The 14013-nt window shown below is 58.6% G+C and carries 17 protein-coding genes; 11 read left to right on the top strand and 6 right to left on the bottom strand.

Features of this window, described 5'->3' with window-relative positions; all coding sequences use genetic code 11:
* Positions 1–112 precede the first annotated feature (112 nt).
* Together AC3I0A_RS07075 and AC3I0A_RS07070 are read right to left on the bottom strand one after the other, a co-directional pair.
* Entirely contained in the window at positions 113–412 is a 300-nt protein-coding gene (locus AC3I0A_RS07075) for a BolA family protein (RefSeq protein ID WP_489378444.1), read from the bottom strand.
* 14 nt (positions 413–426) lie between these two features.
* A complete protein-coding gene (locus AC3I0A_RS07070) occupies positions 427–948 on the bottom strand; it encodes a DUF2059 domain-containing protein (RefSeq protein WP_489376927.1) in 522 nt (173 codons plus the stop codon).
* Positions 949–1140: 192 nt separating this feature from the next.
* Between AC3I0A_RS07070 and AC3I0A_RS07065 the strand changes: the two genes are divergently transcribed.
* Entirely contained in the window at positions 1141–2535 is a 1395-nt protein-coding gene (locus tag AC3I0A_RS07065) for a class II fumarate hydratase (protein WP_489376926.1), read from the top strand.
* 213 nt (positions 2536–2748) lie between these two features.
* On the opposite strand, the gene prmB is transcribed toward AC3I0A_RS07065, so the two are convergent.
* Positions 2749–3657, bottom strand: a complete 909-nt coding sequence (gene prmB, locus AC3I0A_RS07060) for a 50S ribosomal protein L3 N(5)-glutamine methyltransferase (protein ID WP_489376925.1) — start codon at positions 3655–3657, stop codon at positions 2749–2751.
* A 238-nt stretch (positions 3658–3895) separates the two neighbouring features.
* On the opposite strand from prmB, the gene AC3I0A_RS07055 reads away from it, so the two are divergent.
* The 5 genes from AC3I0A_RS07055 (at position 3896) to AC3I0A_RS07035 (ending at position 6668) form a co-directional block, all read left to right on the top strand.
* Positions 3896–4486: a cysteine hydrolase family protein gene (locus AC3I0A_RS07055; protein ID WP_489376923.1), complete on the top strand. Its 591-nt coding sequence runs from the start codon at positions 3896–3898 to the stop codon at positions 4484–4486.
* 131 nt (positions 4487–4617) lie between these two features.
* A complete protein-coding gene (locus tag AC3I0A_RS07050; protein WP_489376921.1) occupies positions 4618–4938 on the top strand; it encodes a hypothetical protein in 321 nt (106 codons plus the stop codon).
* A 76-nt stretch (positions 4939–5014) separates the two neighbouring features.
* Positions 5015–5572 carry a Smr/MutS family protein gene (locus AC3I0A_RS07045; protein ID WP_489376920.1) on the top strand — a complete coding sequence of 186 codons (558 nt, stop codon included), beginning with the start codon at positions 5015–5017 and terminating at the stop codon, positions 5570–5572.
* A 76-nt stretch (positions 5573–5648) separates the two neighbouring features.
* Positions 5649–6194, top strand: coding sequence for a GTP cyclohydrolase I FolE (gene folE, locus AC3I0A_RS07040; protein ID WP_489376918.1), 546 nt, complete (start codon positions 5649–5651; stop codon positions 6192–6194).
* A 102-nt stretch (positions 6195–6296) separates the two neighbouring features.
* Positions 6297–6668, top strand: a complete 372-nt coding sequence (locus AC3I0A_RS07035; protein ID WP_419118918.1) for a glutathione S-transferase N-terminal domain-containing protein — start codon at positions 6297–6299, stop codon at positions 6666–6668.
* Between the two features lie 169 nt (positions 6669–6837).
* Here the strand turns inward: AC3I0A_RS07035 and AC3I0A_RS07030 are convergent, their stop codons facing one another.
* Both AC3I0A_RS07030 and AC3I0A_RS07025 read right to left on the bottom strand, forming a co-directional pair.
* Positions 6838–7440, bottom strand: coding sequence for a glutathione S-transferase family protein (locus AC3I0A_RS07030; RefSeq protein WP_489376917.1), 603 nt, complete (start codon positions 7438–7440; stop codon positions 6838–6840).
* 11 nt (positions 7441–7451) lie between these two features.
* Positions 7452–8618 (bottom strand): aminotransferase-like domain-containing protein, encoded by a 1167-nt coding sequence (locus tag AC3I0A_RS07025; RefSeq protein WP_489376916.1) that lies wholly within the window; start codon positions 8616–8618, stop codon positions 7452–7454.
* 82 nt (positions 8619–8700) lie between these two features.
* Here AC3I0A_RS07025 and AC3I0A_RS07020 point away from each other — a divergent pair, with 82 nt between their 5' ends.
* The 3 genes from AC3I0A_RS07020 to AC3I0A_RS07010 all read left to right on the top strand — a co-directional run bounded on the left by AC3I0A_RS07020 (position 8701) and on the right by AC3I0A_RS07010 (position 11552).
* Complete coding sequence (locus tag AC3I0A_RS07020; protein WP_489376915.1) at positions 8701–9156, top strand: MarR family transcriptional regulator; 456 nt, start codon at positions 8701–8703, stop codon at positions 9154–9156.
* A 355-nt stretch (positions 9157–9511) separates the two neighbouring features.
* Positions 9512–10861, top strand: coding sequence for an NCS2 family permease (locus tag AC3I0A_RS07015; RefSeq protein ID WP_489376914.1), 1350 nt, complete (start codon positions 9512–9514; stop codon positions 10859–10861).
* A 64-nt stretch (positions 10862–10925) separates the two neighbouring features.
* On the top strand, positions 10926–11552 hold the full coding sequence (locus AC3I0A_RS07010; protein WP_489376912.1) for a LysE family translocator: 627 nt from the start codon (positions 10926–10928) through the stop codon (positions 11550–11552).
* A gap of 207 nt (positions 11553–11759) precedes the next feature.
* Here AC3I0A_RS07010 and uraH read toward each other — a convergent pair whose 3' ends face one another.
* Positions 11760–12113: a hydroxyisourate hydrolase gene (gene uraH, locus AC3I0A_RS07005; protein ID WP_489376911.1), complete on the bottom strand. Its 354-nt coding sequence runs from the start codon at positions 12111–12113 to the stop codon at positions 11760–11762.
* Positions 12114–12547: 434 nt separating this feature from the next.
* Between uraH and puuE the strand changes: the two genes are divergently transcribed.
* Both puuE and uraD read left to right on the top strand, forming a co-directional pair.
* The gene (gene puuE / locus AC3I0A_RS07000; RefSeq protein WP_489376910.1) at positions 12548–13474 is read left to right on the top strand and encodes an allantoinase PuuE; all 927 of its coding nucleotides are present in this window, start codon (positions 12548–12550) and stop codon (positions 13472–13474) included.
* A complete protein-coding gene (gene uraD, locus AC3I0A_RS06995) occupies positions 13471–13986 on the top strand; it encodes a 2-oxo-4-hydroxy-4-carboxy-5-ureidoimidazoline decarboxylase (RefSeq protein WP_489376909.1) in 516 nt (171 codons plus the stop codon). The genes puuE and uraD overlap by 4 nt, the downstream gene beginning before the upstream one ends.
* Positions 13987–14013: the final 27 nt, after the last annotated feature.

Below are 14013 nucleotides of genomic sequence, written 5' to 3'. Positions count from 1 at the left end.
CCCTAAAACCTGCAAACGCGTTGTATCTGGCACACCGCGCTCACCGATTTTACGACTGCTGCGCAGCCGAGCGGGAGCAAGCTCCCTCGCCACAAAAAGCGGCCATCAACCCTTAGTGCTTGCTCCCGCCGGCGCAGGTCGGCGATGCCGGAGCCGCGCCGATCTTCGCCCATTCTTCAGGCGTATAGGTATGCAGCGCCAACGCATGGAACTCGCCCATCAGTTCGCCAAGAGTGGCGTAGACCTTCTGGTGACGCTTGACGCTGTTCAGCCCGGCAAACTGTTCACTGACCAGCACCGCCTTGAAGTGGCTTTGCAGCCCACGACTGTGCATATGGCTTTCATCCAGTACTTGCAGATGCTCGGGCTGCAATGCGCTCAGCGCCGATTCGATACGTTGTTGCATGTTCATATCCCGGGCGTCGCTCAAGGCTTTTTCTTGGCCGGTGCTGCGGCTTTTGGCTCAAGCTCGGCGGTCATGTCGGCCAGCAGCTTGTTGACTACAGGTACTGCGCTTTCCAGCTTGGCCTGAGTCATCTGGGCCGATTGCTGAGTCAGCTGCGGCATTTTTTCCAGAACTTTTTTGCCCAGCGGCGACTTATAGAAGGCTACCAGGTCCTTGAGTTCGGATTCGCTGAAGTTGGTGGTGTAGAGCTTGACCATGTCCGGCTTGAGTTTATTCCAGCCAATGGCCTGGTCCAGAGCGGCGTTGGCCTTGGCCTGGTAGGTTTCCAGCAGGGCTTTTTTCGACTCGGGGGCCTTGGTTTGTTCAAAGCGCTGGGCAAACATTTGCTGCACTTGCATGTACACCGGGGTACCGAGCTTGTCGGCGTGTGCCAGGGTCAGGAAGGCTTCGGCACTGGCATTGTGGCTGGCGGTATCGGCGAGAACCTGGCCGCTGGCGCAAACCAGAACAACCGCGGTACAGATGGCACGAAGACGAGTCATCAAGTTTCCTTTTCTAGCTGGCGAGGTAAAACCCCAAGGGCGACCATTCTGCACCTAAAAAACTCTGTCACTCAACCCCAAGCCTTGCCACGCTTGATTTGCAAGGGTCGAACGGTCAAAAAAGCGACTGATGGAACCCTTGTGGCGGATCAGGGCCTAAACTGCGCAATGAAACCCACAGGAGTGTGACCGATGAGCCGTATCGAAACCGACAGCCTTGGCCAGGTTGAAGTCCCTGATGAAGCCTACTGGGGCGCTCAGACGCAACGCTCGCTGATCAACTTTGCCATCGGCAACGAGCGCATGCCGATCGCGGTGCTGCACGCACTGGCGCTGATCAAGAAAGCCGCCGCGCGGGTCAATGACCGCAACGGTGACCTGCCCGCCGACATCGCCCGTCTGATCGAACAGGCCGCCGACGAAGTGCTCGATGGCCAGCACGACAGCCAATTCCCGCTGGTGGTCTGGCAGACCGGCAGTGGCACTCAGAGCAACATGAACGTCAACGAGGTGCTCGCCGGGCGCGCCAACGAACTGGCTGGCAATCCCCGCGGCGGGAAAATCCCGGTGCATCCCAACGATCACGTCAACCGCTCGCAGAGCTCCAACGACTGCTTCCCCACAGCCATGCACATCGCCGCCGCGCAAGCGGTGCAGCACCATCTGCTGCCGGCGATCAACGAACTGTCCGACGGTTTGGAAGAGCTGTCTGCGCGGCACATGACGCTGGTCAAGACCGGCCGTACGCACATGATGGATGCGACGCCGATCACTTTTGGCCAGGAACTTTCGGCGTTCATAGCGCAACTCGGTTACGCCGAACGAGCGGTTCGAAACGCCCTGCCGGCGGTCTGCGAACTGGCCCAGGGCGGCACCGCCGTGGGGACCGGGCTCAACTCGCCGCACGGTTTTGGCGAAGCGATCGCCGCCGAACTGGCCGCCCTCTCCGGCCTGCCGTTCGTCACCGCACCGAATAAATTCGCTGCATTGGCCGGCCATGAGCCGCTGACCACCTTGTCCGGCGCGCTGAAGACCCTCGCCGTGACCTTGATGAAGATCGCCAATGACCTGCGCTTGCTGGGCTCTGGCCCACGAGGCGGTTTTGCAGAGGTGAAAATGCCGGCCAACGAACCCGGCAGTTCGATCATGCCCGGCAAGGTCAATCCGACTCAATGCGAAGCACTGTCGATGCTCGCCTGCCAAGTGCTGGGCAACGATGTGACCATTGGCTTCGCCGCCAGCCAGGGTCACCTGCAGCTGAATGTGTTCAAACCGGTGATCATCCATAACCTGCTGCAATCGATCCGCCTGCTGGGCGATGGGTGCAGCAACTTTCAGCAGCATTGCATCGCCGGGCTGGAGCCTGACCCGGTGCAGATGGCGGCGCACCTGGAGCGCGGCTTGATGCTGGTGACGGCACTGAACCCGCACATCGGCTACGACAAGTCGGCCGAAATCGCCAAGAAAGCCTATGGCGAGGGGCTGACCCTGCGCGAGGCCGCGCTGCAACTGGGGTATCTGACGGATGAAGAGTTCGATACCTGGGTCAGGCCGGAGAATATGCTGGAGGCTGGGAAGCAGGGGTGAATGATGCCCTGATGCCAGGTAGTTGAGATAAACAGTGGACCTGTGGCGAGGGAGCTTGCTCCCGCTCGGCTGCGCAGCAGTCGTAAAAACTGAGAATTCGGTTTGCCTGACACACCGGAGTTCTCAGATTTTAGGGCCGCTGCGCGCCCCAGCGGGAGCAAGCTCCCTCGCCACAGGTACTGCATTCTATCCGCGAAAAGGCTCGCTACTTTCTCAAACCCGTGAAGCAAACAACGCCTGATGCTGACGGCACTGCTCGGCGGTCAGCATGAACACACCATGGCCGCCGCGCTCGAAGTCCAGCCAGGCGAAATCGACTTCCGGGTACAACGCCTCGACGTGCACCTGGCTGTTGCCAACTTCGACGATCAGCAAGCCTTTTTCAGTCAGATGATCCGCCGCTTCGCTGAGCATGCGTCGCACCAGATTCAAACCGTCCTCACCGCAGGCCAGGCCTAACTCCGGCTCATGCTGATATTCGTCCGGCATGTCGGCGAAATCTTCAGCATCGACGTACGGCGGGTTAGAGACGATCAAGTCGAAGCGCTGGCCCGGCAGGCCATCGAAGCCATCACCCTGAACGGTGTACACGCGCTCGTCGACACCGTGACGCTCGATGTTCTGATTCGCCACTTCCAGGGCTTCGAACGACAGGTCGGCCAGCACCACTTCGGCGTTCTGGAACTCGTAAGCGCAGGCGATGCCGATGCAACCGGAGCCAGTGCACAGGTCAAGAATGCGTGCAGGTTCGGCGCCCAGCCACGGTTCGAAACGTTTTTCGATCAGCTCGCCGATCGGTGAACGCGGGATCAGCACGCGCTCGTCGACGATGAACGACATGCCGCAAAACCACGCTTCACCCAACAAGTAAGCCGTCGGGATTCGCTCCTCGATACGGCGCTTGAGCAGGCGTTGCAGGTTGACCAGTTCGTCTTCTTCCAGGCGGCAGTCGAGGTAGCTGTCGGCAATCTCCCAAGGCAGGTGCAACGCGCCGAGCACCAATTGGCGGGCTTCGTCCCAGGCATTGTCAGTCCCATGGCCGAAAAACAGATCCTCCCCATGAAAATGGCTGACGGCCCAACGGATGTGGTCGCGCAAGGTGCGCAGGCGGGAAGTGATCACGGGGCAAACTCCTGAAAAAAGCGACTGGGGATTCTAACAGCCAAAACGTCCCCCGACGACGCAGGAAAAACACCGGTCCTACGTAGGAACTATCCGATTTTTAACCTTTTGCTTGAACAGAGCCGCCCTATTGACAAGGCTGTAGGCCAGCAACCACATAGTCTACGTTGGTAGCGATTCACAGAAGCGCTCAGCCAGAGGACAATGTCGCAAAAGCCCTACTCAAAGGAGCCCCAGGATGTCCGTTCCAAAGACGATGTTTCAACTCAGCGGCCGTGGTTATGCACCGGCCAATTTGAACCATGCCAGCCTGGTCATCATCGATGCCCAGAAAGAGTATCTCAGTGGCCCCTTGGCCCTGACCGGCATGGAGGCTGCCGTCGAAAACATCAAACAGCTGGTCGCCGCAGCCCGCGCGGCCGGCCGGCCGATCGTGCATGTGCGTCACCTCGGTACTGTGGGTGGCATGTTCGATCCTCAGGGCGAGCGCGGTGAGTTCATCCCGGGGCTGGAACCACAAGGTGACGAGACCATCATCGGCAAGCTGCTACCGAGCGCATTCCATGGCACGGAACTGGAAAAGCGCCTGCAGGACCTCGGCTCACTGGACTTGATCGTCTGCGGTTTCATGAGTCATTCGAGTGTCAGCACCACGGTACGCGCGGCCAAGAACCTGGGCTTTCGCTGCACCTTGGTCGAAGATGCCTGCGCGACCCGCGATCTGCCATACAAAGGCGGCATCCTCAGTGCAGAACATGTACAGCAGACCGAAATGGCCATCATGGCCGACAATTTTGCCACCCTGGCGATGACCAACGATCTGATCTGATCGACTCTCGATGAGCGGCCAATCCAGCCGCTCATCCGTAAAAGCCTCTCATTCTTTGCAATTGTCTTAGCCTCAGGAACAACCCGGACATCTTCCGGTCGAAGGGCCGATACCCATTGAGGAAGGTCGGAATGAAAATATCCGATGGATTTGACGCACGCCGCTTGCGCCCCAAGGGCCCAAGTAACTGGCGTTTTCGCCTGGGCGCGGCTTTTTCGGCAGTGCTGGCGATGTTCGGTGTGCTGTTGGCGATGGCCGGTGCCGCCAGCCTGTTGGGCCACTCGCCCGCGCTCGGCGAGCTGAATGCCAGTCCGATCGGTTCGGCGGTGATTCTGGTGATGGGTCTGTTGCTGTTGTACGTCGGTGTCCGGTTATGGCGCCGCTGCCGACGCCGCAGACACCAGTCCGTTGGGCTGAACATCGCACCGCATCTGATGAAAAAGAATGACTGAGTGCAGGAAGGCAGTGTTTTGTCATGCCCGATCCGTCTCGACTTGGGTAAACTAGCCGCCCTTCGCGGAGGCTGACATGCAAGACGACGATTTTTCCCTGTTCAAAAGCGAGATCCGCGGCGTCAAGCCGATCAAACATGATCGCGCCGAGACGGGCAAACCCAAAGCCGACCGCGCACAGATCGCCAAGCTGCGCCAGGCCGCTACCGTGCGCACCGATGCGACTACCGTTGACGGCCTGTCCGATCAGTTTGTCATCGATGTCGGCCCGGAAGACGAGTTGATGTGGGCCCGTGACGGTGTCCAGGAAAGCCAGATGCGCAAGCTGAAGGTCGGCCAGATTCCTTTTGAAGGCAGCCTTGACCTGCACGGCATGAGCGTGGAAAAAGCCCGCGAAACCCTCTGGGCCTTTCTCGCTGAAGCGACCAAATTCGAAATCCGCTGCGTACGCATCACCCATGGCAAGGCTGTGCGGCTCGACGGCAAGCGGCCAATGATCAAGAGTCACGTCAACACCTGGTTGCGCCAGCATCCGCAGGTGCTTGGTTTCACCTCGTGCCAGGCTAAACATGGCGGTGCCGGTGCGGTGTATGTGATGCTCAAACGCACCATGATGGAAGGTCGCGACGAGTAACCCGTCTCGCCAGACTTGCAGCGCCGTGTCCGTCGCCGTACCCTTGTCCTTTGCGTTAAATCCCACAGGTAGTTTCATGTCCCTGGAACAGAATTACACCGCGATTCTTGGCCAGCTTGGCGAAGATCCCTTCCGCGAAGGCCTGCTCGACACGCCAAAACGTGCCGCCAAAGCCATGCAGTACCTTTGCCGCGGTTATGAACAAACGCTCGAAGACGTCACCAACGGTGCCTTGTTCAGCTCCGATAACAGTGAAATGGTGCTGGTCAAGGACATCGAGCTCTACTCGCTGTGCGAACACCACTTGCTGCCGTTCATCGGCAAGGCGCATGTCGCGTATATTCCTAGCGGCAAGGTGCTTGGCCTGTCGAAAGTCGCGCGGATCGTCGATATGTACGCCCGCCGCCTGCAGATCCAGGAAAACCTCAGCCGGCAGATCGCCGAGGCGGTCCAGGAAGTCACCGGTGCGCTGGGCGTTGCGGTGGTCATCGAAGCCAAACACATGTGCATGATGATGCGCGGTGTGGAGAAACAGAATTCGTCGATGATCACTTCGGTGATGCTCGGTGAGTTCCGCGAAAATGCGGCGACCCGCAGCGAGTTTCTCAGCTTGATCAAGTAAGACCGTACCTGAAGAAAACCGGCGTTTATCGCCGGTTTTTTTTCGTCCTGTAAAAATCAGGTAAGCTGCCGCCCCTTCTTCTCGCCTATGAGGCTTTCTGCCGTGTTGATCAAAGCGCTTCGAGTCGGCCTGGGCCAACTCATTATCTTCATCGACTTCATCACCCGTCCGCGCAAGCAGCAACGCCCTGGCGCCGCTCAGGCTCAGGTCGAGCAGGCCGCCAAGGGCCTGACCCTGTATCAATTCCACGCCTGCCCGTTCTGCGTGAAGACCCGCCGTACCCTGCGTCGCCTGAATGTGCCGGTGGCCCTGCGCGATGCGAAAAACAACGAGCAGGATCGCCAGACCCTGCTGGAACAAGGTGGCAAGATCAAAGTGCCGTGCCTGCGCATCGAAGAGAACGGCCAGACTACCTGGATGTATGAGTCCAAGGTGATCATCGATTATCTGGATAAGCGGTTTGCTGCGGTCTGATGTTTATTGGTAGATCCGGCTGACGCCTTCGCGGGCAAGCCCGCTCCCACAAGAGCAACATAATACCTGTGGGAGCGGGCTTGCCCGCGAAGAGGCCGGCACAGACAACACAGATCTCAAGCAAAAATAAACCGGCTCATTGGCCGGTTTAGTTGTTTTTGCAGTCAGCTCAATCAAGCATCCCGACATGCCGCGGATGGCCCGCCACCCGCTGCAACCAGGCCTGAATCCCCGGATAACGACTCAGATCAAAACCACCTTCATGGGCGACATGGGTGTAGGCATACAACGCGATATCGGCGATCGAATACTGCTCGCCCACCAGATATGGCGTACGGGTGAGCTGATGTTCCATCACGTCCAGCGCCTTGTAACCGCGCTTTTGCAGCTTCTCATACTCATGGCGACGGTCTTCCGGCAGGCCCAGATAGAGCTGGATAAACCGCGCCACCGCGATGTACGGTTCGTGGCTGTACTGCTCGAAGAACTGCCATTGCAGGACTTGCGTGCGCAACCGTGGTTCGCTCGGCAGGAACTCGCTGCCGTCGGCGAGGAAGTTGAGGATCGCGTTCGACTCCCACAAACAGGTGCCGTCCTCCAACTCCAGTACCGGAATCTTGCCGTTGGGATTTTTCTCCAGAAACCCGGCGGTCTGGGTATCGCCCTTCAAAATATCCACCGCCTGCCACTGGTACTCGATGCCCAGCAGATTGAGCATCAGCTTGATCTTGTAGCAGTTGCCCGAACGGTAATCGCCATAAACGGTGTACATAGCCCCTCCCCTTAAGCTGCCTGTGCAGCTTGTGCCTGACGTACGACGGCGGCCAGCCGCTTGAGACCTTCGTCCAGACGCGCTGAATCGATGTGGCTGAAGTTCAGCCGCAAGTGACCTGGATTGCCATCCGGATCGGCAAAGAACGGTTCACCCGGCATGAACGCCACATCCTGTGCAAGCGCCGGCTTGAGCAAGGTGCGGGTGTCCAGCGGGTGTTTCAAGGGCAGCCAGAAAAACAGCCCGCCCTGGGGCACCTGCCAATCGGCCAGATCGGCGAAATGTTCTTCAAGCGCCGCTTGAAAGGCATCACGGCGAATCCGGTAGAAGTCCCGCAGCTCGGCCAGGTGGTTGTGAAATTTCTCGGTGCCAATCCACTGCATCGCTTGCCACTGACCGACACGATTGGTGTGCAGGTCGGCCGACTGTTTCAAGCGAAGCAGATGCGCGAACAGGTCGGGACTGGCGATCAGGTAACCGACCCGCAGACCGGGCAGCAAGGTCTTGGACACAGTACCGGTATAGATCCAGCTGGCCTTTTTCAAGCGACTGACGATTGGCGTAGCGCTGCCGCCATCGAACGTCAGTTCGCGATACGGCTCGTCTTCGATCAAGGTCACGCCGAACTCGTCCAGCAACGCCGCCACCGCATCACGCTTGGCTTCGCTGTAGCGCACCGCCGACGGGTTCTGGAAGGTCGGAATCAGGTAGATGAACGCCGGGTGGTGTTTTTCCAGACGGGCGCGCAATTGCGCCAGATCCGGGCCGTCGACTTCCAGCGGGACCGTAATGCAGTCAGCACCAAACAGCTGGAAGATTTGCAGTGCCGCCAGATAGGTCGGCGCTTCGAGCATGATCTCGGTGCCTTTGTCGATGTACAGCTTGGCGGCCAGATCGAGGGTCTGCTGGGATCCGCTGACCACCAATACCTGGCTGGCCTCGCACGGCACACCCAGGGCCCGGGCCTCGGCGGCGAGTGCTTCGCGCAGCGCCGGCTCGCCTTCGCTCATGCCATATTGGCCCATGGACGCGGGCATGCCGGCCCATTCGATTCTGGGTAGCATGGCTTCGGCCGGCAGGCCACCGGCAAACGACATCACTTCCGGACGCTGGGCTGCGGCGAGGATTTCACGAATCAAAGAACTTTTAAGGCGCGAGACACGTTCGGAAAAAGCCATGGTGGTCACCGGTAGCAAAGGCCAAGGAAAACAAGTCAAACTGGTTGACCGAAATTACGACGACAGATGCAGATACGTCAATATGCTTGACCTTAAAAATCAAATAACGCAACAAGCCGCAATGGAAGCCTTTTTCTTCGGTTACCAGGCGTTCACTGCCAAAGCCGACGAAATGCTCGCGCGTCGGGGCTTGAGCCGGGTGCATCAGCGCATCGTGTTTTTCATCGCCCGCTATCCTGGCCTCAGCGTGAAAGAACTGCTGACGGTGCTCGGGGTCAGCAAGCAGGCGCTGAACATTCCACTGCGTCAGTTGGTGGAAATGCACCTGGTGAACAGCGTTGCGCCGGATACGGACAAGCGTAAGCGTCTGCTGGAGCTGACCGCTGAAGGCGCGCGTTTCGAACAGTCGCTGCGGCGTGAGCAGGTGAAGTTGCTGCAACGGGTGTTTGCCGAGGCTGGCGAGACAGCGGTGAATGGCTGGCTGGCGGTGAATCAGGCGTTGGGGGAAGTCAGCAAATCTGACAAGCCTGAGCGCTGACTGTGGCGAGGGAGCTTGCTCCCGCTGGGTGGCGAAGCCGCCCCAAAACCGGCACCTCCCTTCCAACTGAAAAATGCGCCAGCCGATTTACGACTGCTTCGCACCCGAGCGGGAGCAAGCTCCCTCGCCACAAAAAGCAATTTCTACCCACCCTTCCCTCCCCATATATCCTTCCTTTCGTCCTTTTCGCACACAACATCAAAAACATTATTTGCTTTTTTTGTATACAAAAGCATAATTCGCTTCGTGCGAGTTCCTGACCTTATGGTCAACAAAAGCCCGCAAGCCTTACATGCCTCAAAGAGCCGCTGCCCGGTTCTGGAAAAAACAATAAAACTCTTGAGGAGTACTCGCTGTGGAAAGCCGCAAATCCGAAGCCCCTACGCTGGACCTTTCACCGTCGTTGAACAACGGCTGGCTGGAACGTCTGTTCAAACTCAGCTTGCATGGCACCACGGTGAAGACCGAGCTGATTGCCGGCCTGACAACCTTCATCACCATGGCCTACATCATCTTCGTCAACCCGAACATCATGGCTGACGCCGGGATCGACCACGGCGCCGCCTTCGTCGCCACCTGCATCGCCGCCGCGCTCGGCTGCCTGCTGATGGGCCTGTATGCCAACTGGCCGGTTGGCCTGGCACCGGGCATGGGCTTGAACGCCTTCTTCACCTACACCGTGGTCGGCACCATGGGTTACAACTGGGAAACCGCGCTGGGTGCGGTGTTCATTTCCGGCGTGCTGTTCATGTTCCTGACTTTCTCACGGATTCGCGAGTGGCTGCTCAACAGCATTCCGGTGAGCTTGCGTTACGCCATGGGCGCTGGGGTCGGCTTGTTCCTCGGACTCATCGGCCTGAAAACCGCCGGAATCGTTGTCGACAGCCCGGCCACCCTGATCAAACTCGGCTCCCTGCGCGAGCCTGGCCCGCTGCTGGCGGCCATCTGCTTCCTGATGATTGCCGTGCTCAGCTATCACCGGGTGTTCGGTGCGATCCTGATCAGCATCATCGCCGTGACACTGGCAGGCTGGGGCCTGGGCCTGGTGCACTACAGCGGCCTTATGTCGGCACCGCCTAGCCTGGCACCGACCTGGATGGCCATGGACGTCGCCGGGGTGTTCAACGTCAGCATGATCAGCGTGGTGCTGGCGTTCCTCTTTGTCCACATGTTTGATACCGCCGGCACCCTGATGGGCGTCGCGCAACGGGCTGGCCTGGTAAACGCAGACGGCAAGATCGAAAACCTGTCCCGCGCATTGAAAGCCGACAGCGCTTCCAGCGTCTTCGGCGCCGTGGTTGGTGTACCGCCAGTCACCAGCTATGTAGAAAGTGCCGCCGGTGTCGCCGCCGGTGGCCGAACCGGTCTGACGGCGGTCACTGTCGGCGTACTGTTCATTGCCGCGATGTTTTTCGCGCCACTGGCTGGCATGATTCCCGCTTATGCAACGGCCGGCGCGCTGATTTATGTGGCGATGCTGATGATGGGCGGCATGAAGCATATTGAATGGGATGACGCCACTGACAGCATTCCGGCAATTGTCACGGCGATCATGATGCCGCTGACCTTCTCGGTTGCCGACGGCATCGCGCTGGGCTTTATCACTTATGTGGCACTGAAGGCCGGTACCGGCAAACACAAGGAAATTTCCATCAGCCTGTGGGTGCTGTGCGCAATCTTTATCGCCAAGTTCGTGTTCTTGTAAAGGGCACAAGCTTCACCCAGCCTCACCCCGTCGGGTGGGGCTTTTGCACATTAGGAGGAAAGTGATGAGTCTGGAAACCTGGCTGCTGTTCAGCGGCGCGGCGCTGGTGGTGATCCTGATCCCGGGGCCATTGTCTTTGTTGATGATCAGCAACAGCTTGAACTACGGCCTGCGCCGTTCTTACCCGGCATTTCTTGGCGGGGTGATTGCCTCGATCTGCCTGCTGAGCGCTTCGGCATTGGGCCTGGGCGCCTTGCTGCTGGCCTCGGAACAGCTGTTCAGCGCGCTGAAAATTGTCGGGGCGTTGTACCTGTTCTATCTCGCCTGGCAGAGCTGGCAGCAATCGCGGCAACCGGCTCACGCCCCTGAAGTTCCGCAGGCCGCAGCGGTTCCGCGCTTTCGCGCACTGTTTGGGCGCGCTTTTGTACTGGGCGCGAGCAATCCGAAAGACATTCTGTTTTTTGCCGCATTTCTACCGCAGTTCCTCAGTGCCGAGCAGCCGTTTCTGTCACAGTTGCTGATCATGATCGCCACCTGGACTGTGCTTGATCTGCTCTGCAAGCTGGCCTACGGCCTCGGTGCCCACGGCACGGCGCGGTATCTGCGCAGTGGCAAGGGCCAGAGCTGGTTCAACCGGATCAGCGCCGGGTTGTTCAGTGGCGCGGGTGCTGTGTCGCTGCTGAGCCGTTAAGATCAAAAGCTTCGCGGGCAAGCCCGCTCCCACAGGGGATCTTCAGTGCAACAAAGATCCAATGTGGGAGCGGGCTTGCCCGCGAAGGCGTCGGCACAAACAACATCAACTTCTCTGAAATATTACCTTTCTACAGACGAAAAAAAGCCCGCAGTGTGAGCGGGCAAAAGACCAAAGAAGCTATTTGCGCAGATTCGTGGGGGAGTCCTAGCTTCCTCTGTAGGTCGAATAGCTGTAAGGCGAAATCAGCAGGGGCACGTGATAGTGATCCTGCTCCGCCGAAATCCCGAAGCGCAGTACCACCACGTCCAGAAACGCCGGCTCAGGCAGTTGAACGCCCTTGGCGCGGTAGTAATCACCGGCATGGAACTGCAGCTGATAGACCCCGGAACGGTAGTCATCACCTTGCAGCAGCGGTGCGTCGCAACGGCCATCGCTGTTGGTCAGCGCGCTGGCGACCAATTCCAGCTGCGTGCCTTCAACCCTATACAACTCAACTTTGATCGAGCTGCCAGGGCAACCGTGTGCGGCATCCAAAACGTGTGTAGTCAAACGTCCCATTGATTCTGCGCGCCTGCCTGCAATCGAGCAGTAAGGCCTCGCGCCTCCCGGAGTCAGTTAAAAGGAGACCGCACTGTTTCGGAGCACGAAAAAGCGCGGCGAGCGACTGATTAAGACATTTTTACGGAAAATTGTACACAATAAAAAACACATATTTACCTTCACCCCGGTCGACCCTGGGTTGCCAGTGAATTGACAGCCACGCCTTGAGATCAGGCGGCCTTCTATCAATTACCTGACCAATCAGGCAGGTTTCTTGCAATACTCTCCAAAGATGACAAACAATGAAAATTGCAAAAATTCAGGCTTACAAAGTGATGATAAAGTTGTATACAATCACCCCATCGCCGTGACGCAAGCCTGCATCATCACCTTCAGGCCGTCACGCAAGCCTTGTCACGAACAAGACACCATGAACAAGAAGGAAGACTGCAGTGAGCGCTGACTACCCACGCGACCTGATCGGTTACGGCAGTAACCCTCCTCACCCACACTGGCCGGGCAATGCCCGCATTGCCTTGTCCTTCGTGCTCAATTACGAAGAAGGCGGCGAACGCAACATCCTGCACGGCGATAAAGAGTCGGAAGCCTTCCTCTCGGAAATGGTCTCGGCGCAGCCGCTGCAGGGCGAACGCAACATGAGCATGGAATCCCTTTACGAGTATGGCAGCCGTGCCGGCGTATGGCGGATCCTCAAGCTGTTCCAGGAATTCGACATCCCGCTGACCATCTTCGCTGTGGCCATGGCTGCCCAACGTCATCCGGACGTGATCCGCGCCATGGTTGAAGCCGGTCACGAGATCTGCAGCCACGGTTACCGCTGGATCGACCACCAGCACATGGACGAGACGCAGGAACGCGAGCACATGCTCGAAGCCATCCGCATCCTCACCGAAATCAGCGGCCAGCGCCCGCTGGGCTGGTACACCGGCCGTACCGGGCCGAACACCCGGCGGCTGGTGATGGAAGAAGGCGGTTTCCTTTATGACTGCGACACCTACGACGACGACCTGCCGTACTGGGAACCGAACAACCCGACCGGCAAGCCGCACCTGGTGATTCCGTACACCCTCGACACCAACGACATGCGTTTCACCCAGGTGCAGGGTTTCAACAAGGGCGACGATTTTTACCAGTACCTCAAGGACGCATTCGACGTGCTTTACGCCGAAGGTGCCGAGGCGCCGAAAATGCTCTCCATCGGTCTGCACTGCCGATTGATCGGTCGTCCGGCGCGCCTGGCCGCTCTGAAGCGCTTTATCGAATACGCCAAAAGCCACGACCAGGTCTGGTTCAGCCGTCGGGTCGACATCGCCCGTCACTGGCACGAAACCCATCCGTACCAAGGGGCTTCAAAATGAGTACCTTCCAGACCCTGAAGCCATCGACCCTTAGCCGTGAGGCCTTCGTCGAAGCCTTTGCCGACATCTACGAACATTCGCCATGGGTGGCCGAAAAGGCTTTCGACCTGGGCCAGGACGCATCGATCGACCAGATCGAAACCCTGCACCAGCGCATGAGCGACATCCTGTTGAGTGCCGATCACGCCAGTCAGCTGGCACTGATCAACGCTCACCCGGACCTGGCCGGCAAAGCTGCCGTCCAGGGCCAGCTTACCGCAGCCAGCACTCAAGAACAGTCTGGCGCGGGTATTCACCAATGCACGGTCGAAGAGTTTTCTCGCTTCACCGAGCTGAACGACGCCTATCAAGCCAAGTTCAAGTTTCCCTTCATCATGGCGGTAAAGGGCAGCGATCGGCATCAGATCCTCGCAGCGTTCGAAACGCGCATCCACAACCCGGTCGACACCGAGTTCAAGTGCGCGCTGGTGGAGATCAACAAGATCGCCCTGTTCCGATTACTGACCCTATAGCCCGACAGTCCTGTGAGCACCCCTAGC

The sequence above is a fragment of the Pseudomonas sp. KH_024_B2 genome (assembly GCF_057839965.1).
The sequence above is the reverse complement of the archived record's forward strand: the minus strand, read 5'-3'. Positions and strand labels throughout refer to the sequence as shown.

Bases quoted from the DNA above. Each gene is read 5' to 3' on its own strand.
- AC3I0A_RS07075 (WP_489378444.1), bottom strand. From the start codon at position 412: ATGAACATGCAACAACGTATCGAATCGGCGCTGAGCGCATTGCAGCCC.
- AC3I0A_RS07070 (WP_489376927.1), bottom strand. From the start codon at position 948: ATGACTCGTCTTCGTGCCATCTGTACCGCGGTTGTTCTGGTTTGCGCC.
- AC3I0A_RS07065 (WP_489376926.1), top strand. From the start codon at position 1,141: ATGAGCCGTATCGAAACCGACAGCCTTGGCCAGGTTGAAGTCCCTGAT.
- AC3I0A_RS07055 (WP_489376923.1), top strand. From the start codon at position 3,896: ATGTCCGTTCCAAAGACGATGTTTCAACTCAGCGGCCGTGGTTATGCA.
- AC3I0A_RS07050 (WP_489376921.1), top strand. From the start codon at position 4,618: ATGAAAATATCCGATGGATTTGACGCACGCCGCTTGCGCCCCAAGGGC.
- AC3I0A_RS07045 (WP_489376920.1), top strand. From the start codon at position 5,015: ATGCAAGACGACGATTTTTCCCTGTTCAAAAGCGAGATCCGCGGCGTC.
- folE (WP_489376918.1), top strand. From the start codon at position 5,649: ATGTCCCTGGAACAGAATTACACCGCGATTCTTGGCCAGCTTGGCGAA.
- AC3I0A_RS07030 (WP_489376917.1), bottom strand. From the start codon at position 7,440: ATGTACACCGTTTATGGCGATTACCGTTCGGGCAACTGCTACAAGATC.
- AC3I0A_RS07025 (WP_489376916.1), bottom strand. From the start codon at position 8,618: ATGGCTTTTTCCGAACGTGTCTCGCGCCTTAAAAGTTCTTTGATTCGT.
- AC3I0A_RS07020 (WP_489376915.1), top strand. From the start codon at position 8,701: ATGCTTGACCTTAAAAATCAAATAACGCAACAAGCCGCAATGGAAGCC.
- AC3I0A_RS07010 (WP_489376912.1), top strand. From the start codon at position 10,926: ATGAGTCTGGAAACCTGGCTGCTGTTCAGCGGCGCGGCGCTGGTGGTG.
- uraH (WP_489376911.1), bottom strand. From the start codon at position 12,113: ATGGGACGTTTGACTACACACGTTTTGGATGCCGCACACGGTTGCCCT.
- uraD (WP_489376909.1), top strand. From the start codon at position 13,471: ATGAGTACCTTCCAGACCCTGAAGCCATCGACCCTTAGCCGTGAGGCC.